The 21,978-nt window shown below is 71.1% G+C and carries 19 protein-coding genes; 9 read left to right on the forward strand and 10 right to left on the reverse strand.

Translation table 11 applies throughout. From position 1 onward, the window contains the following. Window positions 1-124: 124 nt before the first annotated feature. Window positions 125-760: a hypothetical protein gene (locus tag ACFRCG_RS03410; RefSeq protein ID WP_380028277.1), complete on the forward strand. Its 636-nt coding sequence runs from the start codon at window positions 125-127 to the stop codon at window positions 758-760. Window positions 761-1,491: 731 nt separating this feature from the next. Here ACFRCG_RS03410 and ACFRCG_RS03415 read toward each other — a convergent pair. Then, entirely contained in the window at window positions 1,492-1,776 is a 285-nt protein-coding gene (locus ACFRCG_RS03415; RefSeq protein ID WP_380028279.1) for a hypothetical protein, read from the reverse strand. 997 nt (window positions 1,777-2,773) lie between these two features. Between ACFRCG_RS03415 and ACFRCG_RS03420 the strand changes: the two genes are divergently transcribed. After that, a complete protein-coding gene (locus ACFRCG_RS03420) occupies window positions 2,774-3,100 on the forward strand; it encodes a hypothetical protein (protein WP_380028281.1) in 327 nt (108 codons plus the stop codon). Window positions 3,101-3,612: 512 nt separating this feature from the next. Here ACFRCG_RS03420 and ACFRCG_RS03425 read toward each other — a convergent pair. Continuing rightward, window positions 3,613-3,822, reverse strand: a complete 210-nt coding sequence (locus ACFRCG_RS03425) for a helicase associated domain-containing protein (RefSeq protein ID WP_380028283.1) — start codon at window positions 3,820-3,822, stop codon at window positions 3,613-3,615. Continuing rightward, entirely contained in the window at window positions 3,806-4,147 is a 342-nt protein-coding gene (locus ACFRCG_RS03430) for a hypothetical protein (RefSeq protein ID WP_380028285.1), read from the reverse strand. Before ACFRCG_RS03430 ends, ACFRCG_RS03425 begins: the two co-directional genes overlap by 17 nt. Before the next feature lie 578 nt (window positions 4,148-4,725). Between ACFRCG_RS03430 and ACFRCG_RS03435 the strand changes: the two genes are divergently transcribed. Both ACFRCG_RS03435 and ACFRCG_RS03440 read left to right on the forward strand, forming a co-directional pair. Then, on the forward strand, window positions 4,726-5,154 hold the full coding sequence (locus ACFRCG_RS03435; RefSeq protein WP_380028287.1) for a hypothetical protein: 429 nt from the start codon (window positions 4,726-4,728) through the stop codon (window positions 5,152-5,154). A gap of 893 nt (window positions 5,155-6,047) precedes the next feature. Beyond that, a complete protein-coding gene (locus tag ACFRCG_RS03440; protein ID WP_380028289.1) occupies window positions 6,048-6,869 on the forward strand; it encodes a hypothetical protein in 822 nt (273 codons plus the stop codon). A gap of 812 nt (window positions 6,870-7,681) precedes the next feature. Here the strand turns inward: ACFRCG_RS03440 and ACFRCG_RS03445 are convergent. Then, entirely contained in the window at window positions 7,682-8,044 is a 363-nt protein-coding gene (locus ACFRCG_RS03445; protein ID WP_380028291.1) for a hypothetical protein, read from the reverse strand. 207 nt (window positions 8,045-8,251) lie between these two features. Here ACFRCG_RS03445 and ACFRCG_RS03450 point away from each other — a divergent pair, with 207 nt between their 5' ends. Further along, window positions 8,252-8,536: a hypothetical protein gene (locus tag ACFRCG_RS03450; protein ID WP_380028293.1), complete on the forward strand. Its 285-nt coding sequence runs from the start codon at window positions 8,252-8,254 to the stop codon at window positions 8,534-8,536. Here the strand turns inward: ACFRCG_RS03450 and ACFRCG_RS03455 are convergent. Beyond that, window positions 8,509-9,000 (reverse strand): YfbM family protein, encoded by a 492-nt coding sequence (locus ACFRCG_RS03455; RefSeq protein ID WP_380028446.1) that lies wholly within the window; start codon window positions 8,998-9,000, stop codon window positions 8,509-8,511. The genes ACFRCG_RS03450 and ACFRCG_RS03455 overlap by 28 nt on opposite strands. 255 nt (window positions 9,001-9,255) lie before the next feature. Between ACFRCG_RS03455 and ACFRCG_RS03460 the strand changes: the two genes are divergently transcribed. From ACFRCG_RS03460 to ACFRCG_RS03470, 3 genes are all read left to right on the forward strand, one after another. After that, a complete protein-coding gene (locus ACFRCG_RS03460; protein ID WP_380028295.1) occupies window positions 9,256-10,077 on the forward strand; it encodes a hypothetical protein in 822 nt (273 codons plus the stop codon). An 869-nt stretch (window positions 10,078-10,946) separates the two neighbouring features. Further along, on the forward strand, window positions 10,947-11,870 hold the full coding sequence (tgmB, locus tag ACFRCG_RS03465) for an ATP-grasp ribosomal peptide maturase (RefSeq protein ID WP_380028448.1): 924 nt from the start codon (window positions 10,947-10,949) through the stop codon (window positions 11,868-11,870). Further along, the gene (locus ACFRCG_RS03470) at window positions 11,867-13,066 is read left to right on the forward strand and encodes a methyltransferase domain-containing protein (protein WP_380028297.1); all 1,200 of its coding nucleotides are present in this window, start codon (window positions 11,867-11,869) and stop codon (window positions 13,064-13,066) included. Before tgmB ends, ACFRCG_RS03470 begins: the two co-directional genes overlap by 4 nt. Before the next feature lie 418 nt (window positions 13,067-13,484). On the opposite strand, the gene ACFRCG_RS03475 is transcribed toward ACFRCG_RS03470, so the two are convergent. Beyond that, window positions 13,485-16,337: a M48 family metalloprotease gene (locus ACFRCG_RS03475; protein WP_380028299.1), complete on the reverse strand. Its 2,853-nt coding sequence runs from the start codon at window positions 16,335-16,337 to the stop codon at window positions 13,485-13,487. Continuing rightward, complete coding sequence (locus ACFRCG_RS03480) at window positions 16,334-16,906, reverse strand: hypothetical protein (protein ID WP_380028301.1); 573 nt, start codon at window positions 16,904-16,906, stop codon at window positions 16,334-16,336. Before ACFRCG_RS03480 ends, ACFRCG_RS03475 begins: the two co-directional genes overlap by 4 nt. A 1,074-nt stretch (window positions 16,907-17,980) precedes the next feature. Here ACFRCG_RS03480 and ACFRCG_RS03485 point away from each other — a divergent pair. After that, window positions 17,981-18,391 (forward strand): hypothetical protein, encoded by a 411-nt coding sequence (locus ACFRCG_RS03485; protein WP_380028303.1) that lies wholly within the window; start codon window positions 17,981-17,983, stop codon window positions 18,389-18,391. 371 nt (window positions 18,392-18,762) lie between these two features. Here the strand turns inward: ACFRCG_RS03485 and ACFRCG_RS03490 are convergent, their stop codons facing one another. The 3 genes from ACFRCG_RS03490 to ACFRCG_RS03500 all read right to left on the reverse strand — a co-directional run bounded on the left by ACFRCG_RS03490 (window position 18,763) and on the right by ACFRCG_RS03500 (window position 21,249). Continuing rightward, entirely contained in the window at window positions 18,763-19,299 is a 537-nt protein-coding gene (locus ACFRCG_RS03490; RefSeq protein WP_380028305.1) for a hypothetical protein, read from the reverse strand. A gap of 79 nt (window positions 19,300-19,378) precedes the next feature. Continuing rightward, window positions 19,379-20,281 (reverse strand): helix-turn-helix domain-containing protein, encoded by a 903-nt coding sequence (locus ACFRCG_RS03495; RefSeq protein ID WP_380028307.1) that lies wholly within the window; start codon window positions 20,279-20,281, stop codon window positions 19,379-19,381. Further along, complete coding sequence (locus tag ACFRCG_RS03500) at window positions 20,278-21,249, reverse strand: helix-turn-helix domain-containing protein (protein ID WP_380028309.1); 972 nt, start codon at window positions 21,247-21,249, stop codon at window positions 20,278-20,280. Before ACFRCG_RS03500 ends, ACFRCG_RS03495 begins: the two co-directional genes overlap by 4 nt. Between the last annotated feature and the right edge of the window lie 729 nt (window positions 21,250-21,978).

A 21,978-nucleotide genomic window follows, 5' to 3' on the forward strand; every position in this document is an offset into this window, starting at 1 on the left:
TCCTCCCCGTGGACAGGCCGCCCGGCGGATCGACGACGGTGACCCTGGAACTGCCGCCCCCTCGTGGTGTGCGGGGGTGTCGGCGGGTTGGCATCATGTGCACGTCGGCCGATCGGGGGGAATCATGCGCACCCGCGCGTTCACGTATGTCATAGGTGCTGTTCTGAGTGTGGCCTTGGTGGCCTGTTCCGGCGGCTCGGGCCGACCGAGCTCGGGGACGAAGGAGAACACCGCCGCCAACGCCGTCGAGGGCATGAGCTGTGGTGACCCCAACATGCCCGTGGGGGAGTGGCGCAAGCGTTGTGCAGGCGCGTCTCCGACGGCCGCGGCGAGTGCGGCGAGTGCGGCGACGGTGGTGGGCATCGGCGAGCCCGGCACCGTCGACAGCTCGACCGGCGGTGTGTTCGGCGCGACGCTCCGCCGGGTGGTGGATCCCGCGCCCGCCGCGAACCCCTATGCCGGGGCCTCGTCCGGGAAGCGCTACGTCGCCCTCCTGTGGAAGATCGACAACACCGGGTCGACGACCCTCAATGCGTCCGATGTCTTCAGCTCGCACATCGTCGACGACCAAGGCGGGTGGGAGCTGGCCGCCCCCGCGACGATCGCGGCCGGCGGCACGTTCCCCAGCGCCGTCCGGATTCCACCGGGCCAGTCCCTCGAAGCCTTCCTCGTCTACCAACTCCCGCAGAACGCAAAGCCCGTCACCGTCGAATTCCTGCCCGGCTTCGGCAAGCCCGTCGTCAAATGGCGCCTGACCTGAGTCCCTGACGCCCCGCCGCCGTTCCACGCCGCCCGGGATGCCCGGCCGAGGCCGGGGGCCTTGAGCGTGGGGGTGACGGGGGTCGGGGTAGCGGACAAGGGGGCGCCATGTCGCCCGTTGACCGGATGGACGGGACGCCGGCCCCTACCACCGGGCCGTGCCACCTCCATGCCACCTTCGTGCACCCGGCCCCGAGCCCCGCTCCGACCCGCCCCTTCGCTCCGGCCGGGCCGAGATCGCCTCATTCGGGTCGGATTTTTGAAAGCCGCCCCGTTGCGCGGGATCGTGAGCGCGCGAAGTGCCTCTTCCCGGCGCCGTCGATCCGGGCCGGGCGGGACACGGTGTCGCGCCGGCCGTGCCGCCGCCGCGAGGACCGGCACGCGCGACCGCGCCGCACCGGGCCGCCGGGCCCTGGAATCGGTGCCGTTCGCCCCGCCGTTCGGGGCGCCGATTGAGACCGGCTGCCGCCGGCGGCACGCGGGTTGCCCGCAGGGGGCGGAACCGGCCGCGCACACAAGGCTTTCGGAGTATCGCCGTGTGTGACGGGGGTAGTGGTGGGGGTGTGTCGGCTTCCCCGTGGTCGGCGCCCGCGCGGCCCGACGCCGGCCACCCCCCTCCGGTGATCGGGCCGCGCGCTTCGGGACGTGACGGCACCGACCCCGCCGCGCCACGGCGCCGAGCCACACCGGACGCCCTCGGCGGGCGAGGTTCACGACGGCGCGGCCGAGGGTTCACAGCGGGCCGGCCAACCCGAGAAAGCCGACCAGCGTGTCCAACGCGGTGTCCGCCGCGGCCCGTCGATCCTCGCGCGGCATCGCCACGATCGCCGCGAGCAGCCCCTCGTGCGCGCCGTCGAGCCCGGCGCGGGCGGCCCGGCGAAACGCCGGATGACTGGGGCCCGGCGCGTGGTCGTCGGTCATCGACGCCGGCAGCGCGCCGAACGCGAGCCGCGCGGCCACACACGCCATCTCGACCACCCACGCCGTGGACACCGCAGCCTCGACCAACAACGTCACCAACGGGGTCCTGACACGAGACGCAGCCGTCCACCGCCGCGCCCACCAGCGAGCCGAGGAGTACGTGATCGACCGGGCGGCCGTCGAGTTCGGCGTCCGGCGCCATGTCGAACCCGCCGTGCGCGTGGGCCCGTTGCGTCCCGGCCCCCTCACCGTCCGTCGGAACCTTCCTCGCGGTCGGGCCTCACACGAGGTCGCGAATATGAAAGCGGCCCGCGGAGGCCCCGGGTCGGACGCGAGGAAGGCGCCGACCGCACAGGTGGTCGACGCCTTCCCGTTGCCGGCCGGCAACCCACCCCCACCGCACACGATTCACCCGAACCAGACGCACACATCCCCCGACGAGAAGACCCCACGCTCGGCCGAACGGGCAACTCCCGCCCCGCCGCCGACCCACACGCTCGGCCGCCGAACCGCCCGACCGTTTACCCGTCGCCGTGTGTCCTGAATGTGAGAAGGAGTTGGTTGTAGGACAGCTTGCGATCGCGGTGCTGTGTAGAAGATGAAGGTTGCGGCCCTTCGGAGTCGCCCTACGGGGGGAGGCTTCAAATCGCCTCATGCTGCGTTGGCTGATGACTGTCGTGGTGAGCGATGGGGGAAAGGCATCGTAAGAGGCGTCAGGTGGGGATCGGGAAGACGAACGCAAGTGAATCGCGACATCGAAACCGGGGTGTGGTGACGACTCCGGGATGAGCCTGGCGGGTGCCCGTCCATTGGCCAGGTGGTGTCCGGCATGAAGGCGACGTGAGCTGTCGCTGGTTCCTGAAAACTGACCCCCAGGAGGCCCTTGGGTTCTAACGCTTGTCGCAACACTCCGGTCGGCGGGCCGGGTCCGGGAAGCCGACCGGGGCGTCGAGGGTGGTGTTCGTCGCAGCGCGGCGTTCGTCCGAAGGGGTGGCCGCGCGGCGCGGCTGCTGCCCGCGGGGCGCCGAATGCGTTCTTGTTCTACCTGTGGCAGGGGCTTTCGCGCCCTCACCGTTCGTTGATTGGAGCAAACATGCGTCGTGTACCGGGTGTCGTGGCCGTCGCCGGCCTCGCCGCAGTGGCCTGTCTCGTCACCGCGGGGGCCGCGTCGGCCGACGACAGCACCTTCTCCGTGGTCGGGCCCCTGTCCTCGAACGGCGGTGTCTCGCTGGCTCAGTGTCCCGACGGATCACACCTGATCGGTGGCGGCTACCAGGGCGAGCCGGCGTTCACGAACGGTGGCTCGCCCGCCGACTTCGTCGACGTCAACGGTCCGTCCGGTGCGACGCCCAACGCGTGGGTGGCCAAGTTCCACACGTGGTCGGTGAAGGCCGTCGCCCTGTGCGAGCGCGACAAGTAGCAGCCCTCCAGCCCGGAACCCCCTCCCCGTCCACGAAGCGGGAAAGGGGGGAGGGTTGGCCGTGCCCGCGAGGCTCCGGAACAACCCCGGCCGGAAACGGGGCACGTGCCCCCTGCGCCAGACCCCCACCACCGGGCGGTTCGTGCTCCCGATCCTCGACGCGCTCGGCCACGGCCTGCCCCTCCCGTAGTAGACGGAGCCCACATCCCGACCCGACCGACGACGCCGGCGCGCCGGACCGCCCGGCCGCCCCACCGCCCGCGATCACCGCGAACCCGCCGCGAACCCCACAGGAACCGCACATCCGCAGCGCACAACGGGCAGTCGCCCCGCCCGGACCGATGGCCCGTCGTACCGGGCGTCGCCCGCCCCGTCGCGCCGGGAAACGACGGGGCCGCGACCGCGTCCGGGCCGGTCGGGGCGGATGAGCACCCCCGTCGGTGCGCGGCCTGTATATGGGGTTCATCGTGAGTAACCCCAATCCACCCACCGGCCGGCCCGACCCGCCTCGCTCATGTCCAGCGCATGCCCAACGCGTCCAAGGCGGCGATGCGTTCGTCCGGGAGTTTCGCTCGCCTGCTTCTGATGGTGGTGATCCATACACCGAGTCGTACGTCCTCCCTCCGTCGAGCGCCACCACCGACTCGACGTGCCCGCGCGGTACTTCGAGGTGTCCGATCCGGTTCCGGTAGGCCGCCGCCGCGCTCACCGCGATCGTCCACGCCTGTTCGCGCGTGCGTTTCGGCCGAGGCCCTCCGGCACCGCCGCCTCGGCCTCGGTCGCTGCGGTGTCGACCGTCGCGGGCGGAGTGAGGCCGAGCGCGAGCAGCTGCTCGCGCTGCGCCGCGTTCTGCCCGTCCCACCCGGATTGCTGCCGGGCCACCCACCGCCCGATCACCGTCCCGCGGTGAACGACGTCCAGGCCCACGTCGTCAAGGCGGCCGCCCTCACCCCGCCCGGCCTGTTCGGTCGGGTACTCGGCCGCGTGGGTGAAATGCCGCTGCCACGCCGCCGGCCAGTGTGGCGGATGCCACGGCTCACCCGCCACCAACGCGTCCAGCGCCGCGCCTCTCGAGACGCCCGGCGGACGTGGGGCGACGGGACGGGGTCGAGGTCGGCGAAGTCGCGCCATCGACTGTCGCGAGTTCTCCGACCCGTCGTGGTACCGCCGGTCGATGCTCTCGTGGAAGTTGGTGCCGCCCCGAAGTTGAAGAACATCTGACGCGGTGTCGTACCGTTGGCGAGCTCCACCGCGACCCGACCCTCGTGCGCGGCCCCGAACTCCCGTGCCTGACAATTCGGTTCCCGCGCCCGGGCCTGTCTCGATCACGGGTTCGCGCCGTCCACGGCCCCGTCGTGACGTCGAGCGTGCTGCACCGGCGTACACATCGGAGGCGATTCCGCCTGTTCCACACGGCCGTGATCCAGGCCCGCCGGGAGATGATCCTCCTTACGCGAGATCACTGACACCGACAGCCGACATCGTCGATCCAACACCCGGCGCAGTCGCTTCGTGACGACATGTTCGCTGAAGAGTGGTCACGGCGTCGGACACGATCCGTTCCCTGTGTGCCGGGTGCTGCGTCGATATGGTTGGCGTGCGTTCGTTGGAAGGGGTGGGCGGTCTTGGCGCTCGAGAGGGATCTGCCGCCGTCGTTCGGCGCGATGAAGATGTGGGGGTTCCATCCGAGTCATCAGCGGCTGTTGTTTCGCTGTCAACTCGACGATCCCGCAGCGAGGATGGCGGGTCCGGATGACGTCTTCATCGCTTCCGAGTTCCTCGATCTGCTGTTCTGGGGAGTTTTCGAGTTCCGCTCCAACGTGGCCTATCGCTCGCTGGTGGTTGCGCGCGGGGACGACGCGGACTCGCCCGTCGCTCTGCCGGCACCGCAGTCGGGCTTCTTCGTTCTCCGGGACGACGGCAATGACATCGGTTGGGTGATTTGCCAGGGTGTGTATTGGGCGAACGTGAGCCTCGGCGCCTTCGACCCGAGTCCGTTGCTGGGCGAGAGTCACAGGTTCGACGAATTCGGCGTGGCGAGATTCGACGCGTGAAGCCGCGTCGGCCCGGCCATGCGCCCGGATCGCATCGACCACGAGGGGACTCCGCGGACCGGGATTCCGCCGGTACCGACGGCATGGCTCGCGCGCCACCACGCGCCACACGTACGGACGTGTGTGGTGGCGGAGTTGACGCATGTGGTGCGGGGCGAGGTGGGGACCTTGCCGAGCACGCTCGGGGAGATCCGCGCGGCGTTGCCGCCGGAGCGTCGGGCGGAGTTCGACGAGGAGACGTACGCGACTTCCTGGAGTACCCGGCGCGTCGGTCGATCGGTTGGACGTTGCCGGCCAAGGCGTACGCGGACGCCGCAGTCGAGCGGATCCGCCGCGGGGACTACTCGGGGATCGTCGAAGCCGAGGGCAATCGGATGGAACAGCCGTGACCTTCCGGATCCTTCGGTTCACTTTGCAAGTCGGGCCCGAGACCGCGTTCGAGATTGACGCCTTGGGACGATTGTCGGGTGGCTCGACCCGTAGACCGTGATTGCTCGCTTGACGAGCCCGAGCCCGAGCCCGGGCCGCACCGGGAGCGGGTGCGGTCGCGGCGACCGGGCGATGATGGCGGTCACGACGGGGGCGCCCAACGCGTGGTCGAACAACGCGTCGCGGCGCGTTCGACCATGTGTCGTTCGTCGTGGAGCGGATCGGTCGGGGGACTTGGTGGTGGAGGCCCCGGCGTTCGGTGGCGTGTTCACGACGGACGTGCCGGGGGTGCGGGGGCAGGGTGTGCCGGCCGGGGTGTCGTAGTCGATGCCGAGGCATGCGGATCGGGAGTTATCCGGGGTGCGGAGCCACCTCGGTGTCGAATCGTCGTGTGTCGCCGTGATCATCAGTGCACGGTTTTGGTCGGTGGGTCGCAATGCTCGTCGTCTCCGGGAGAACCGGACATGGCGTTGTCGGCGCGCACGCGAACCCGGAGGACACGGTGGCGGGTCGCCGCGCTCGTCCTGGTGTTCACCGTCGCCGTCGCGGGGGGCTCGTCGTCCGGCGTGGACGCGGGCGAGGAGGACGGGGCCGCGGGTCTGAACAACGCGGAGTTGGTGCACCCGGCGTTCATGCGCAGGCCCGCCGCCCAGGCCCGGGAGGTGCGTTCGGTGCGGCTGACCCTGCGCACGACGGACGAGGCGCCTTCTGAGGCGGCCGAGTGGATCGTCACCCTGGACGTGGACATCCGCGCGCGGGGCCTGTCCTGCGGCGTGGCCGATTCCCCGTCCGGACACGCCGAGTTCCGCAGGACCGCCAAGGCCCTGTACGTCAACGGCGATCGCGGCTACTGGCGCGGCCTCGACGATTTCCGCGACAGGCCCGCAGCCGTCGACGCCGTCGCGGGCTCGTTCGTCGAGGTCCCCGCCGGCCGCCAACTCGCGTCGAGTATCGACACGTTGGCCGAGCTGGGCGACCTGCCGGCGATCGCCCGGCTGATCGCCGCCGGTCCCACCCGTGCCGCCCCGCGCCCGGACGCGGGCCCGCGCGACGAGATCCTGTTCCAGGCGCCGCCGAGCACCGGCAACGGCGTCTTCCACTTCCCCGCCCGCGGCACCCGCACCCTGCCCACGCGCCTGACCGTCGCCGCGCACGTCGACCCCGAGACCGGGAAGAGCGTGCCCGGCGCGGTCACCGAGTGGAGCGCGTTCGACCTGGTCGTCCTGCACGCCCCACCAGCCCCCGACACCATCGTGCCGTGGCCCACGGCCGCTCTCGGACGGTAGCCCTGCGCATCGGGACACGACCACCCACCACCGACGGGGCGCGGCCGAACCGCACCGCCTACCGCCCCGACCGGTCCCCGATCGACGGCGGGCCACCGAAGCATCCTCGTTGCGGCGTCCGGAGGCCGCCACCGAGCGCAACCGCGAGCCGGCAGGCGCGGAACCGCGAGCTCGGGCAGTCTCCGGTCCTTGTACCGGGTAAACGCCGCACGGCCGACGTCCACGACGTCCGCGCCATGGCGACGTCACCGACTGTGAGGGCGATCGGCGCGTGCCCGGAACCCAATGCGCTGACATCGTGACCCGCAGTCGGCCCGGCGGCCAACCCGCGAGCTGGAGATACGCGCTCGTGCCGCACACCGGCGGGCCGGACATCGGCCAGCCGCCGGCAAGTTTCTCCCCACCCCGGCTGAAGCGTAGCGAATAGCGTCCGGTCGTCGGCGCCGCCGGCGACGTGCTCGACCCCGTCCGCACTCGCATGTGTGCTCGCTGCCGTCAAACCACCCGTGCCACGGGGCGTGGAAGACGCAGGGGAGGACTTCGAGCGGGTCGCCGACCACCTCGATGCCTTCGATCGGTGGCCGTTCTCGTGTGAACGGCTGGAACGCCGAGGCCGTCAGCCCCGAGCGACCCCCGTTGCGGGGATGTCGATACCCGGCCAGCCACCGCGGGTTCGCCGCCGACACCCGGCGGCCCCGACTGCCGATGGGTGGGGATCGTCCAGCTCCTTCCTGCGCAGTCGATCTCAGCCCTCTGATCGACTGGCCACCGCGGCTGCGTAGGCTGTCCTGACGGCCCCGGCCGACCGCCGATCAGCGGCGGATGGGCCGACGTCCAGGAGTCGTGAGGCACGCAGTGATCCACACGCTGGAAACCAGTGCGCATCCCGTTCCCGCGAACCAGCTCGCGTCCTTGCCGTCGATGTCCCGAGGCTCGCGGACGACCTGCGCGGCGCGATAGGAGCCATACCGGTCGACGCTGACGGCGAACAGGGAAAGCCGGTGGTGGGTCTCCGCGGTGTGCCAGCGCAGGGGATTGAGATACTTCATGTTCTGTGTCTCTCGTTGCGCCCGGTTTCCGTCACGTCGTTGCTGACGGTTGGCCACCAGCGCGAGGCTCAGCGAGATGGCGCCGGAGACGAGTGCCGAAACGACGGCCGTGGAGACGGTGTCCATGCCCCGCAGTATTCTCCGCCACGCCCGGCCCGATGGTCGAACCGGACAAGACGACGCTCGGGGCGGCCCACCGCCACGAACCGAGGCCCCCGCCGGGTCGTTCGCCTCGATCAAGTTGCCGACCGGGAACAGCCCGCCGAGAACGCGGCGGCGGCCAGGTTCCGTTACGGCCCCGTCACCTTCGAGGTCGACCTGACGACCGGCGGTATGCGGTACGTCGACCCGGACTCGACCGCGCCCGCGGTCATGACCGGCGACGCCAAGAGCAAGGACTTCACGGGCACGGGCCAGGCATCACAGATATCCGTAGGTGTCTCGTGGTTCGCGGTGAAGATCTCGCGGATCATTGCCTTGAGGCGTGTCCGTCGATCGACGGTCGCGGAGGCGGGTCGATCACGTCATTCGTGGAATCCGGACCGGGACACTCCCCATCATCGGCGCGATGTCGATGGTGGGGTGGTTCCTCAGTCGATCCAGATCAGCATTCCGTGATCGTCGGAAGCGGCGGCTCCGAAGAACGACGTCAGTGGGGTGAACAGGTCGCGGGCCCACTCCAGCGAGGTCGGGGAGTCCGGGATTTGGGGGTAGGTTCCCGCTTCGGCGGGCTCGGAGGGATCGACGCCGTCGATCAGTTGGTCGTAGGTCATCCGATGCAGGGTGTCGGCTGCAAGCCGCACCCGTTCCGCGGTCAGGTATCGCGGGGGCCCGTAGCCCCAGTCGTCCTCGGTGAGGGGTTCCTCGCCGAACACGATGTCGACGGGAAATGCCGCGCGACGCAAGAGGAAGCTCAGCAGGTCCCAGGTCCGGTGCGTGGTGAAGTGCCGCGCGTCGGCCGGTGCGGGTTCGTTCTCCTCCTGGGCGTCCCGGACCTTGTCGGCGATCTCGAGGGCCCAATCGGGATTCTCGACGGCGCGATTCAACTCTTCACGGGTGACGCGCAGGTACTCGCCGTTCATGCTCACGGGCGGCAACATACAAAGGACCTCCGACAGGTTCGAGGTCTGGTGGCGTGCCTTTGGCGGGTATTTCCATACGTCCTTGGAGGTTTCCGGTCGGGGTCGGGGCCGTTGGTGGGGGGGTGTGGCGTTGATGGCCTCATGGTGGGGTGGGATGTCACCCCGGTGTCGAGTCGTTCTCGTGTCGCCGTGATCATGGGTGCACGGTTGTGGTCGGTGGGGTCGCAACCTTCGTCGTCTCCGGGGGGACCAGACATGGCGTTGTCGGCGTGCACAGGAACCGGGAGGACGCGGCGGCGGGTCGCCGCGCTCGTCGCGGCGTTCACGTTCGCCGTCGCGGGGTGTTCCTCGTCCGGGGGCCACGCGGGCGACGAGGACGGGGCCGCAGGTCTGGACAACGCGGAGTTGGTGCACCCGGCGTTCATGCGCAGGCTCGCCGCCCAGGCCCGGGAGGTGCGTTCGGTGCGGCTGACCCTGCGCACGACCGACGGGGCGCCGTCCGAGGCGGCCGCGTGGACCGTCACCCTGGATGTGGACATCCGCGCGCAGGGCCTGTACCGGGGCGTGGCCGATTCCCCGTCCGGACACGCCGAGTTCCGCAGGACCGCCAAGGCCCTGTACGTCAAGGGCGATCGCGGCTACTGGCGCGGCATCGAGGACTTCCGCGACAGGCCCGCGGCCGTCGACGCCGTCGCGGGCTCGTTCGTCGAGGTCCCCACCGGTCGTCAACCCGCGTCGAGTGTCGACACGTTGGCCGATATGGGCGACCTCCCGGCGATCGCCCGGCTGATCGCCACCGGCCCCACCCGCGCCGCCCCGCGCCCGGACGCGGGCCCGCGCGACGAGATCCTGTTCCAGGCACCGCCGAGCACCGGCAACGGCGTCTTCCACTTCCCCGCCCGCGGCACCCGCACCCTGCCCACGCGCCTGACCGTCGCCGCGCACGTCGACCCCGAGACCGGGAAGAGCGTGCCCGGCGCGGTCACCGAGTGGAGCGCGTTCGACCTGGTCGTCCTGCACGCCCCACCAGCCCCCGACACCATCGTGCCGTGGCCCGCGGCAGCCCTCGGACAGTAGCCCCCCGGGGACCCGGCCACCCACCACCGACCGGGCGTGGACTGCCCGCACTCCCCACCGCCCCGACCGACCCCATCGCCGCCGGCGACCCCACGGCCCACACCCGATTGCCGCGCCGGCCCGTCGCCGGGCCCCGCGCCGTTCGCAAGGGCGACGATCGCATCGTTCCACGCGCCCGCGACGGCGATTCGGGCGACCCGCGAACCGAGATCGAACCTCACGGATGTGCTCTCCAAGGAGCGAACACCGATCGAGACATCCCGCTCGGCCGATGCCGCTCCGGTGCCAGGGCGTCCCGCCGTCGGGTGCGACGAGGAGGCCGGTGTCGGTCGGTCGATCGCGGCCTTGGCTCGCGCCCGGCGGGGCCGCGTCGCATGTACGGCTCGTCCCGCCGGGTGCGTCGTCTCGGCCGGGTTGTGCGGGTGTGGTGCTCTGACCTGGGATGCGGCACGGTTCGAGAACGCTGGCCCGTGTCGTGGGGCCTGGGGCTTCGGTGTATGACGCCAGGGATGTTCTCGGGGGAGGGACGGTTGACCTGCAATGCGGCAGGTTTCGAGAAGGCCGCGCAGCGTGATTGAGAATTTCCCGTGGCGGGTGGTGTGTTCGTTCGTCGGGGCCGGTTTCGGGCGTCGCCCGCATCATTGCCCCGCCTCCTCTTGTGGTGGCGGTGGGTGGGCATGCTCGTGGCGTCATCACCTCTACATGACGAAGACCTGCCCAAGACCTACGGCCCCACCCAGCCGTCGGGCCAGATGGACGCCCCCGACGACCCCGGCACCAGTGACGACTGAACCCGGCAACCCACCCACACCCACACAGCCACCCACGGCACCGCCCCGCCGCTGCGCCGTGAGGGCCATGTCCTCGTTCTGTCGGGTCGTTTCGATCCGACGGCGGACTTGGTGGTGGAGGAGTTGAACCGGCGCGCAGTGCCGGTCTTCCGGGCGGATCTGGCGGAGTTCCCGATGGAGTTGTCCTTGGCCGCGTCGTTCGACGGCGTGGCCTGGAGGGGGTCGTTGCGCAACGCCCGGCGCGAGCTCGATCTCGCCGCGGTGCGTTCGGTCTACTACCGCCGCCTGACCCGGCCGCGTTTCCCAGCCGGCATGGCGGTGTCGGCGCGGCGGGTCGCGGAGCGCGAGGCCCGTCTGGGCTTCAGTGGGCTCCTGGCGGCGTTGCCGCCTGCGGGTCGGGCGGCGGACGCCGAGTACAAGCCGTTGCAGTTGCGGGTGGCCGCCGAGTGCGGTCTGACGGTCCCGCGCACGTCGATCACCAACGACCCGGCGGCCGCGCGGGCGTTCGCGGCCGAGGTGGCGGGTCCGGTGGTGTACAAGCCGTTCGGCCCGGTTCGCGGCGTGGTCGACGGCTCGTCCGTCGCGGTGTACGCGAGCGTCGTCGACCCGGCCGTGCTGGACGATCCGGCGATCGCCACCACCGCCCACCTGTTCCAGGCCGCGGTCCCCAAGGCGTACGAGTGTCGGCTGACGGTGGTGGCGGGTCGGGTGTTCGCGGCCGAGATCCACGCCGGGTCCGCCGCGGCCCGGGTCGATTGGCGGCGCGACTACGACAGCTTGACCTACAAGGTGTGCGACCCGCCGCCGGACGTGACCCGGGGCGTCCTGGCGATGCTCGACACGCTCGGTCTGCCGTACGGCGCGTTCGATTTCGTGATCACCCCGGCCGGCGAGTGGGTGATGCTGGAGTTGAATCCGTCGGGACAATACGGCTTCGTGGAACAGGCCACCGGGTTGCCGATCACGGCGGCGATCGCGGACTACCTCGAAGGAGCCACGTGAAGGTCCTCTACGACGAGCAGGCCCTGGTCGCCGCGCGGGTGCGCCTGGTGGAGCGGATCGCCGCCGGTGACGTGGTGCTGTCGTCGCGGATCGCGGAGGCGTTCCTCAACGTGCCCCGGCACGTGTTCACCCCGGTGTTCTACCGCCGCGCGGGCGGAGACCGCTTCGTCCCGTGGCGCGCCGAGGACCCGGACGAGATCGGCGCCGGCGGGGAGTGGTGGGAGGCGATGTATTCGGGGGAGTCGCTGATTACCGAGGTCGACGGCGTGCACGCGGAACACGCCCCGCCCGAGGGCGTGTTCGGGGTGCCGACGTCGTCGTCGACGGCGCCGGATCTGATGGCCGACATGCTCGACGCGCTCGACCCGGCTCCCGGCGCCCGAACGCTGGAGATCGGCACCGGAAGCGGCTACAACACCGCCCTGCTCTCCCGGCTGGTCGGGGCGGACAACGTCACCACCGTCGACCACACCCCGTACCTGGTCGGCACCGCCCGCGAACGCCTCAAGACCGCGGGGTTCACCCCCGACGTCGTCCTGGCGGACGGCACGACCGGCTGGGCCGCGAACGCTCCGTACGACCGGTTGATCGCGACCGCCTCGGTCCCGCGTGTCCCCGAGGCGTGGCTCGAGCAGTGCGCGCCGGGCGCGGTGTTGGTGGTCCCGCTCAAGGGCACCCTCGCGGGCGGGTCGATCGCCTGGTTGAAGAAGCTCCCCGACGGCACCGCTGCGGGCCGCCTCATGCACACCCCGGCCGCGTTCATGCCGCTCCTGCCCGACACCGAGGTCGACGAAGGGGGCCCTCGGCTCGCCTACCGGGAGGTCGAACACGCCGCAGATCGGGTTCGCACCTCACCGCTGACGCCTAGGGTTCTGGACGACTGGACGTTCTCCTTCTTCGCCCAACTCCACCTCGACCCCCACACCACCCGCACCTTTACCCACACCGCAGGCCGCCACGTCACGACCCTGCGCACACCCGACGGCTGCGCCACCGTCGTCGCCGAGACCGACTCCGGAGCCGAGGTCGCCCGGTTCGGCGGGCGGGACCTGTGGGCGGCGATCGAGCGGGCGCACCGCCTGTGGCTGGACCTGAACCGGCCCCGCCGCGAGTGGTTCACCCTCGAGGCGGGCCCGGCCGGCCAATACGTTCGGCTTGCGGCCCCGGACGGGCGTGCGTACGCCTGGGCGCTGTGAGCGGGAGCGTGGTGTCCGACGAGTGTGTCGTCCGGCGCCCGGTGAACCGAGCCGACCGGTGCGACGGGACCCCACCGCGGGTTCGGCGGTCCACGCCGTCGGGTCGTGAACCTGTCGCGGGTCTGCCCCTCGCCCTCGTACGCTCGCATGCGTCGGACGCGCCGGATGTCCCACCGCCGGGCATCGGACACCGACCGAGGCCCGCCGAACCGCGCACCGACACCGACCACCACGCGCTTCGCGGCTGCCCGTTGCGAGGCGCTTCGGCACTCTCCGAGACCACGCGATCGGCACCGACAACGCACGGCCCCGGCCCGCATACCAGGGAGAACAGCCCCTGAAACGCCGAGATCCCACACGAACCAAAGGCTCGTGCGGGATCTCGTCGATTCATCTCGGGTCTTCTCGGGAACGGCCCCTATTCGGGCGTGTGGTTCATGGCGTTCCGGAGGTCCAGCGTGCAGACGACATAGCCTTCGAACCCGGTTCCGATCTCCTGGAGGCTGTCGGAGAAGTCCGGGTCCCACAGGGCCTCGTCCGGGTTCGGCAGCCACCGTTTGCCCGCCAGTGCCGTCTGGCAGTCGAGCGCGCCCTTGTGCAGGTCGGCCAGCGCGTTCGCCCAGGACACCTGCAGGTCCGGGTGCGGTACGGGGAGGTACGCCCGGGCTTCCTCGACGCGCGTGCCCAGCACGCCGCAGGCACGTGCGAAGGCGATTGGGTCGAACGCGGGGGCGCGGCCCGGATGCTGCAGTCGAGCGTCGGTTTCGATCAGCGCGTCGGTCAACGCCTTGGTCGCGGCCGTGATTTCCTGTCCGTGTCGGAGTCCGCCGGCGTCCCACCACGACCGGATCTGCATCGTCCGGAGCCGCAGGTCCTTCGTCGTCGGCGGGTTCCCGTCGAGCCCGGTGGGGCGGGGCCCGCTCGTGACGGATTCCACAACGTCTTTCGCCAGCCGAGCCGCCTCGGGTGGGAGCGTGGCGGTGTGCAGGTCGGCGATCAGCAGTACGGCGGGGACCGTCGGCACGAGGACGATCCTGAGCCACCGGGCGCGCGAGGCCACCCGTCGCGGGGTGACGGGCACGTTCGGCGTCGGCACCCCGCGTGTGCGTCGGATCGTTCTCGCGATGCCGGCGCCCATCAGCGCACCGAAGCCGGCGCCGAGCACCGCGGTGACGAGAGTGATGCGAACGACGCTTCTGCCGACGACCTCCCCCCACTCCGGCCGCCAGCCGCAGGTGTCGAACGTCATGTTCAGCGGGCCCACGCAGCCGTCGGTCGAGGACAGGAGGAAGACGGCGGCGTAGGTGAGCAGTTGAACCATCTGGGCGGCGATCAGCGCCCGAGGCAACCGGTGTTCGCGGGCGGTGGCCGCGACGAGCATGGCCGTTAGTAGGCAGGCCGCCGACACCGTTGTGATCATCCACCCCACATGGGCGAAGGTGAAGGCACCGCCACGCTCCTCGAGCGTGGCGGGACGGCGCGTGTTGAGCAGGATCGCCATCACGGCGAGCCCGGCCCACGCCGCGAGGGCTCCCGCCAGCCCGGCGACCAGCGTCGGGCGCAGCCGGGATCTCGTCTCCGTGCCCTGCACACTCATGAGGATCATCGGTACGAGCCACATCAGCAGAGTGGCGGCTGCGAGGACTTCCTGCTCGAAGATCGGTTCGAACATGGATGTGAGGCGCATGAAGACGGTCATGTCCGCGGAGTAGTCCTGCCACGTTCCCGGAAACGATGCGGCGTAGACCGTCGGGACGTCCCGGTCGAGGTCGACTCCCACCGCCAGGGCTCGGCCCCCGTTCTCCCACCACGTCAGTCCGCCCCACAGCACGGCGGCGGTCACCATCGCGCAGAGCGTCGCCGCGGACCGTCGCCGCGTCCTCGTCGACAGGCCCAGGGCCAGCCGAAGCGTCTGGGACCACCAGGCCACGGCCACGGCGGCGATGATCGGGAACGTGAGAAGGTACTGGGGCTGCGACAGCGTCCAATCGAACCGGGCGCGCATGTCGGTCACCCACTCGCCGACGAACAATCCGCATCCGAGCCACAGGCCGGCGATCGTGCCGGAGCCCGTCCCCCCGTCGGTACGCGGCGAGCGGACGATGGACAGGCCCACGGCGAGGCACACCACGGGGGTGATCAGCGCGATCGTCACCCATCGGGCCTGCGACCGGTCCACCATCACCAACGAGCCGGAGAGCAGCATCGCCGCGACACCGGCAAGGAACATCTCCAGCCCGCCGGCTCGGAACAGGAGAGCGGGGTCGGCGAGTACCCGTCGGCGTTCCGCCCAGCCGGGATGGGTCCGCAGCGGCGCGAGCAGCCGACGTACCGGGTGGGCCCTCGGTTCGCCCGAGTCCGCGCGATCCCAGCCGGCGGCGCTCGCCCCCCAGGCCACGGCCCGCACGTCGGCGTGGAGTTCACGATGTCGCAACAGGTCCGCCCGGGCCAGATGGACCAGCCCTGCGAGCAGGGCGCCGGTCGTGACGAACCCGACGAAGATCGGCCCGGCGGCGGGCCACCACGGCGACTCCGCGGCGGCCCGCTCGGTCCGGACGAACTCCCACCCGAAGTAGGCGAATTCCGGTATCAGGACGAGGGTGACGTAGACCCGCCACAGTGCCGTACTGGCATAGGCGTAGTCCACGTCGCGGTGATGCACGTGCGCGAGCTCGTGCAGGACCACGGCGCGAAAGCCGTCGACGTCGGTGGCGCGTCGGGCCAGGAGTCCCGCGTGCAGGCATACGGTGTATCGGCCGGTGCGTCCGTAGACGGCGGCGCCGGACGTCATCCGGGCCGGATCGACCCGGAAGTCGAGGTTCGCGCGGATGCCGGTGCGCTCGCGCAGCGCGTCCAGCTCCGCCCTCAGGGCGCGGTCCGGGTCGACCGCGTCGACCGGCACCGTTCCGCGCCACCGGTCGCGTACCTTCGGCTGCAGCCAGTACACCAACCCCGCCACCACGAGCACGACCCCGGTGGCGATCATGCCTCGATAGGGCCGGCTCGACCGGTCCGCGACGCATTTCCGGAAGGCGTCCCGCACGCCACCCAGGTGCAGGGTGTTCGCCCGATCGCCGGCGGTCGGATCGATGCCGGCAGCGAGCAGGCAGGGCCTGGCACCCTTCCCGGAAGCGGTGGGATCGATCCACTCCCACACCGCGCTCACCAGTATCTCGAGCGTGAAGACGCTCGACACCGCCAAGAGAACCAGCAGGAGCGCGAAGCGAGCCGTCGTCCCGGAGCGGTCCCGGATCGCGGTGGGAAGGCTCACGCGGGGGTGTCCGGGGATTCGGGCGCGTCGGGCCGGTCGTGATCCGATTCCGTCGCGATGCGCGCCACCACACTGTCCGCCAGGGCCTCGGCCTCCCGGCGACCGATGCCCCGCTCGGCAGCCCTTTCGAGAATATGCCTCCGGAGGAGGTCCAGCTCGGACGGTGTCAGCTCGGGAAACTCCCGGGGCGGCGGGACGGGATCGCGACCCAGCAGCTTGCGCACCCGCGTACGACCTCGCGCGATCGCACCGTCGGTGGCCGCGTCGACCGTGCGCCGGGCGACCTGGTCGAGAACGACCCAGACGACCGGGGTGAGCACAACGGCCAATTCGGCGAATCCGAAGCCGAGGGGTTCCCTGCCCTGTCGTCGTCGGGTGAGGGTGCGGATGACCTGGTCATCGTCGAGTGTGCGCAGACTGTCGACCAGGGGGAGTTCCTGTGGCGCACGTTCGGCAATCACCTCGCGCACCAGATCCCGCACTCGCGCCACGGCCAACTCCCTTTCCACAGAGGCATGTCGAGTCCACTCCAGCACGTTCCATCGAGCGAGGAACACCGGATTCGCCAACCGTGGGGGTAATCCCTCGCAGGGGCGCCGGGGCGACCGATCCACGCGTCCGGTTTCGTCCACGCCGTCCTTCTGCGCGGCGTCGACTCCCTCCCGGACGAGCCACATGAGATGCGTCGGGTGGACGCGCGAGCGAACCCGGGCGCGACCTGTGGGTACCGGCCCGGCACACCCGCCCGTCGGGATGCCGACACCGAAACGGAGCCCCTCATGAGTCGCCGCACACGTGCCCTGCCTCGCGGAGGCCGCGAAGGCTCGGGACGAGCAGGAGTGCTTGCGTGCCGGAGCGCTGGACGAGGAGTTGCTCGTTCGGAGCCGGGCACCGGCGATCGTCGTACCGGAACCTGGGCATCGGCGCCACCGCGCTCGGTGTCTGGGACGTGACCCGGACGCGTGGCGGGCATGCGGCATCGACCCGTAGCCCGGTGTCGGTGGGATCCAGGAGGACTTCGGTCCGATGCGCGTCCGTCCGGCGCCACCCGAGGGACCCGAGCTCGATCACGTCTTCCGGCCGTGCGCACCGGCGCCGGTCGTCCCGACGGTGTCGCGTTCCACCGGACGTCTCGGCAGGTCGATGCCCCGTGCGTCCCACGATGTCCCAGCGGCGTGGACTTCGCCGGCCGGGCATCGAGATGGCCGGCAGGCTCCGTGATGCCAGCGGACGCGGCAGACCTCAACACGTCGTCCCGGGTCCGAAAACCCGAACCACCCACACGGATTGCCCGAACCACTCTCGGCCAGGCCGACGACAAGCGGCACAACCGGACGTCGGCCGACCGAGTCGGCAGCCGAACACGGGGCGGCATTGCCACGGCCACCATCGACGGGGCCGAGCGGTGCACGGCAGGGAACGGGAATTCGTCCCGGGGCGCCGATCCGGTGCCCCGCCTACTCCGCACGGCGAGGCGATCGATGAGACGGCCCCTGGCAGACAACCACGGTCAACCGAACTCTCTGGAGATGATGCGCGATGCGCACCCGTAGGTATTCATGGCAAGCCGCGCGGGCGGTCGCATTCTCACTCGTGATCGCAGGCACCCTGACGGGCGTCGCGGGGACGGCCTCAGCGCCCCCGTGACGGGTTCCCCGTCCGCGTCGGCCGAACTCGACAAACAACCCGTCGTCACCGAGCTCCGATTCGGTGAGGGACAACAGGAAACCGCGGATCCGACGCCCTGCGGCGTGGAGGCGTATGGGCACAAGGGTCGGACACTGTGCCCCTCACAGGCATTCGCCTACGACTGGGGCGGTGGCAACATCGAATACTTCGTCGTGGGCACCAACTACGCCATCTACCACATCTGGAAGAACTCCGGTGGATGGAAGAGCCTCGGAGGTACGTCGAACCGGCACACCGTAGTGGTCAGGGACGCGCGGGAGAAGGGCAAAGGGCTCGGCGCGTGGACCATCGGAACCGACGGCAACTGCTGGTGGCGTCCGCGAGGTGACCACGGGGAGTGGCCCGGGAGTTGGCGGCGTTGCTGACTCGGCCGCGCATGAGGCGGAACTCCTCGGACACGCCGGGATGTCATCCCCGCCGACAGCCACGATCGTGGCCTGGGGGCGAGACCTCGCGTGATTCATAGACCGCCGCCCGGGGCCGGGGCGCCACCCGTGCCTCGACCCCGGGCGAGCGACCCCGACAAAGAAGAAGCACGGCAGAAGACCCCACTGGGCTCGGCGGCAGGGCCTCCGACCTGGGGACTGTTGAGACTGACGAAACTGCCTCGCATCCGGTGGTGACGGACTGTAAGTCCGTGATCATGTGCGGATGCTGAACGCGAACGAGCTTGTGGGCGTGGTGTTTTCGAGGCTTGCGCCGCTGGTGGTCGAGGAGGTTGCCGACGAGGGCGAGGTCATTCGCGTGTGGGCCCGGACGCCTGGCGGCCCGGCGGATTGCTCGGAATGCGGCGGTCGGACCGTTGGGTGCACCCCGTCCACGAACGCACGGTGACAGACGCCCCGTCGATGCCGGCAGAGTCGATATCGGCGGGCCGCTCCTGGGCGTCGCCGGGACGGCCGCGATCGTTGCCGGGGTGCGGGCCGTGCGCTACGGCGCGGTGTTCGCGTGGGCGGTGGGCCTTGTCGTCATGACGGTCTGCGTCGGGGAGATCGTCGACTTCCACCACCCGCGGTAGCCGACGGCCGCCGGATCCGGGGTTCCGATGCGGCAGCGGTGCGGCTGAGCCGGCGGCCGGATGATCGGCGATCCGGGTCGCCGCAGTCCAGGGCTCGGCCGCAGGGACCCTGGCCTCGTCCGCCGGCGCGAACCCGAGCCAGGTGTGGCGCACGACCTCCTCCGCGAGCGGCCCGCCCCGCGTCGGATCGTGCCCCGCGACCCACTCCTCGCTCCACCGCTCCACAAACGGCCGCCCCGCCATGCGCTCACCCATCGTCCCCGTCCTTCCTCACCGGCGGTCCGCCATCGCCCCAACCACAGGGATACGACAACCGCCTTTCGAGGGTGTGTCCTCAGATGTCGAAGCACTCCCTGCTTGTATCGCCCGCCGGAACGAAGCACAGTCGTAGTCCGGTCCGGGCCGGGGCGCCGATCATCGGGGTGAAGCGGTAGGCGTCGGTGTCGGTGGTGTGGGTGACGACGAATCGCTGCGGACGGGTGCCGAGGGCGGAGATCTCGATCGTGTCCCCGACCTTCGAGTGCCAGATCCGGCCCCACGCGGCGGCACACACCGAGCTGTAGCGGACCTCCACGCGCGTACCGGTCGCGGTGTGATGCTGTGCTCCGAGCGAGTCGTCCCGGCCGGGCAACCCGCAGGACATCTCGTCGGGGTCCCTCCCGTCACACGAGTCCGCACGGCATCCGGGAGCGGGGTCCAGCACGGGGGAGCGCAGGATCGGCGGCGGTCCCGCGTCGTGGCTCCGCGGGGCCGTCAGCACCGGGATCGAGGCGATGGTCGCCGCGGCCACGCCGGTGGCGACGAGGACGAACAACCACCTGCGCCGAGGCCGCCGTTGCACGCCCGAGGCGCCCGAGGCGCCCGAGGCGCCCGAGGCGCCCGTGCTGCCCGTGCTGCCCGTGGCGACGGTGGGGACCGGTGCGGGCGTGGGCAGGGACGGTGACGGGGACGAGGGTGCGGGTGGGCCGGCGGGGCGGGCCTGGCGGGCGCGTCCGCTCCATTCGGCGTCCGCCAGTTCCCACAGCGCGAGCAGTCGTGTGGTGGGTTCGCCCGCGATCGCGCACAGCGCCTCGACGGCGTGGCGGGGTACCGGCGTCTTGCCGTTGAGACAGCGTTCCCACGACGATTTGCTGTACGCGGTGCGTTCGGCCAGCGCGGCCAGGCTCAGGCCCGTACGCGCCCTCAGCTCGCGGAGCCCTTCGGCCAGTGCCGCGCACTCCGGTGCGGGAGCACTCATCCGCGCAGCACCTGCCAGGTGTGGGGGCCCACGATGCCGTCCGCCGGCAATCCGGCCTCCTTCTGCATGCGCATCACGGCCGCGATCGTCTGTTGCCCGTACACCCCGTCGACGATGCCCGGATCCATCCGGTGATGGTCCAGCAGGCACTGGGCCTCCACCACGTCCCAGCCCGGTCCGGCGAGCTCGACGGTCCGGGTGGCGCTGTATCCGGCGGACAGCCCCCCGCCCACCGCGTCGGCCCTACGAACCTCGCAGGGGTAGGACTTGCCCGGCTGGAAGTGGTAGCGGCCGGGCCCTCCGGCGGTGGTCGGAGGACCGTCGGTCGGGCGCGGGCCCGGCGTTCCCACCCCCGTCGTGACCCTGCGGTGTCCGTCGTCGTCGCCCGGGGGCCGGCCGATCAGCATGCCGACGCCCACCCCCACGAGCGCGGCGATCACGACGGCGGCGAGGACGACGGGCCGGCGTATGCCCGGCGGTCGGGCCGTGCCGGGCGATTCCTCCGAGGCGGCGGGCTCCTCCGAGGCGCCGGCTCGCTCCTTTGCCGGCGCGCGATCCTGCGCCGGCGCGGAGCCCTCGACCGCATCGGAGTGCTCTGCCGTACCGAAATCCTCGGCCGGACCGGGCCCTTCGGCCGCGGCCCCGCCACGTGCTCCCGGCGCGCCTTCGTCCCGCACGACGGGCGCGGTCGGTGCCGTCGACTGCCGCCAGGCCTCCTCGGCCACCTCGTGCAGCACCAGCAGCCGGACCGGATCCGCGCCCACGATCCGTGCCAGTTCCTCCACCACGTGCCGCGGCGGCAGCGCCCTGCCGTTGAGGCAGCGCTCCCACGACGAGCGGCTGTATCCGGTCCCGGCCGCGAGCGAGACCAGGCTCAGCCCGCTGCGGTCCTTCAACCTCCGTAACTGCACCACGAGTTGCCGAACCCTCCGGTCCAGCGAATCCGGTAATTCCTGCCAACGCGACATGCTCCACCCCGTACGGCGTCAAGGATCCCCAAGGTCTTCACCCTCTTGTTCTCCGGTGGCACACCGTCTGCACACGCTACGGGCCCGGCCGAGACGCCGCGCCGTTTCCATCGCAAGGCCGCGCATCGGTACGGACGTCCCGGCGCTGCCGCGTTCCACCGGACGTCCCCGCAGGTCAGCGCCCCGAGCGTCCCACGGTGTCCCAACGGGCCGGACTTCGCCGATCCGGCTCCGGAATGGCCGGCAAGCTCGGTGGTGCGAGCCGGACGGCGCGATCCACCACACATCGTCCTCGCATCCCTCGACCGCGTACCCCACGGGGGTGGGCGCGCGGACGCGGCGGGCAGGCGCGGCCCGGTCAACGCCCACCCACACGAAAACGGAGAGACCGATGTGTGTCATCACAAAGACCGTTCTTCGCGCGGCAATGGCCCTGGCAGGCCTGACGGGCAACGCCCTGCCGGCCGGCGCGGCCGGCTCGACCGCCACCGCCGAGGAGTCCGTCTCCTCGGCCGCGGCGTGCAAGAAGTCCGTCATGTTCGGGACACGTCCCGAACATGTTTCGAACAGGCCCGGAACTGTTCCCGGCCGGCCCGCTTGCCAGTCTGAGCGACGCCAACGGGTCGGCCCGACCACGGGACCGGACCCATTTGCGCCGAACGGATGGAGAGAACATGGAAGCCTGTCGAAGGATTCTCGCCGGCACGCTCGCCGGAGTCGCGACCACGG

This window comes from Embleya sp. NPDC056575, assembly GCF_042793325.1.
In the GTDB taxonomy this organism is placed as follows: Bacteria; Actinomycetota; Actinomycetes; order Streptomycetales; family Streptomycetaceae; genus Embleya.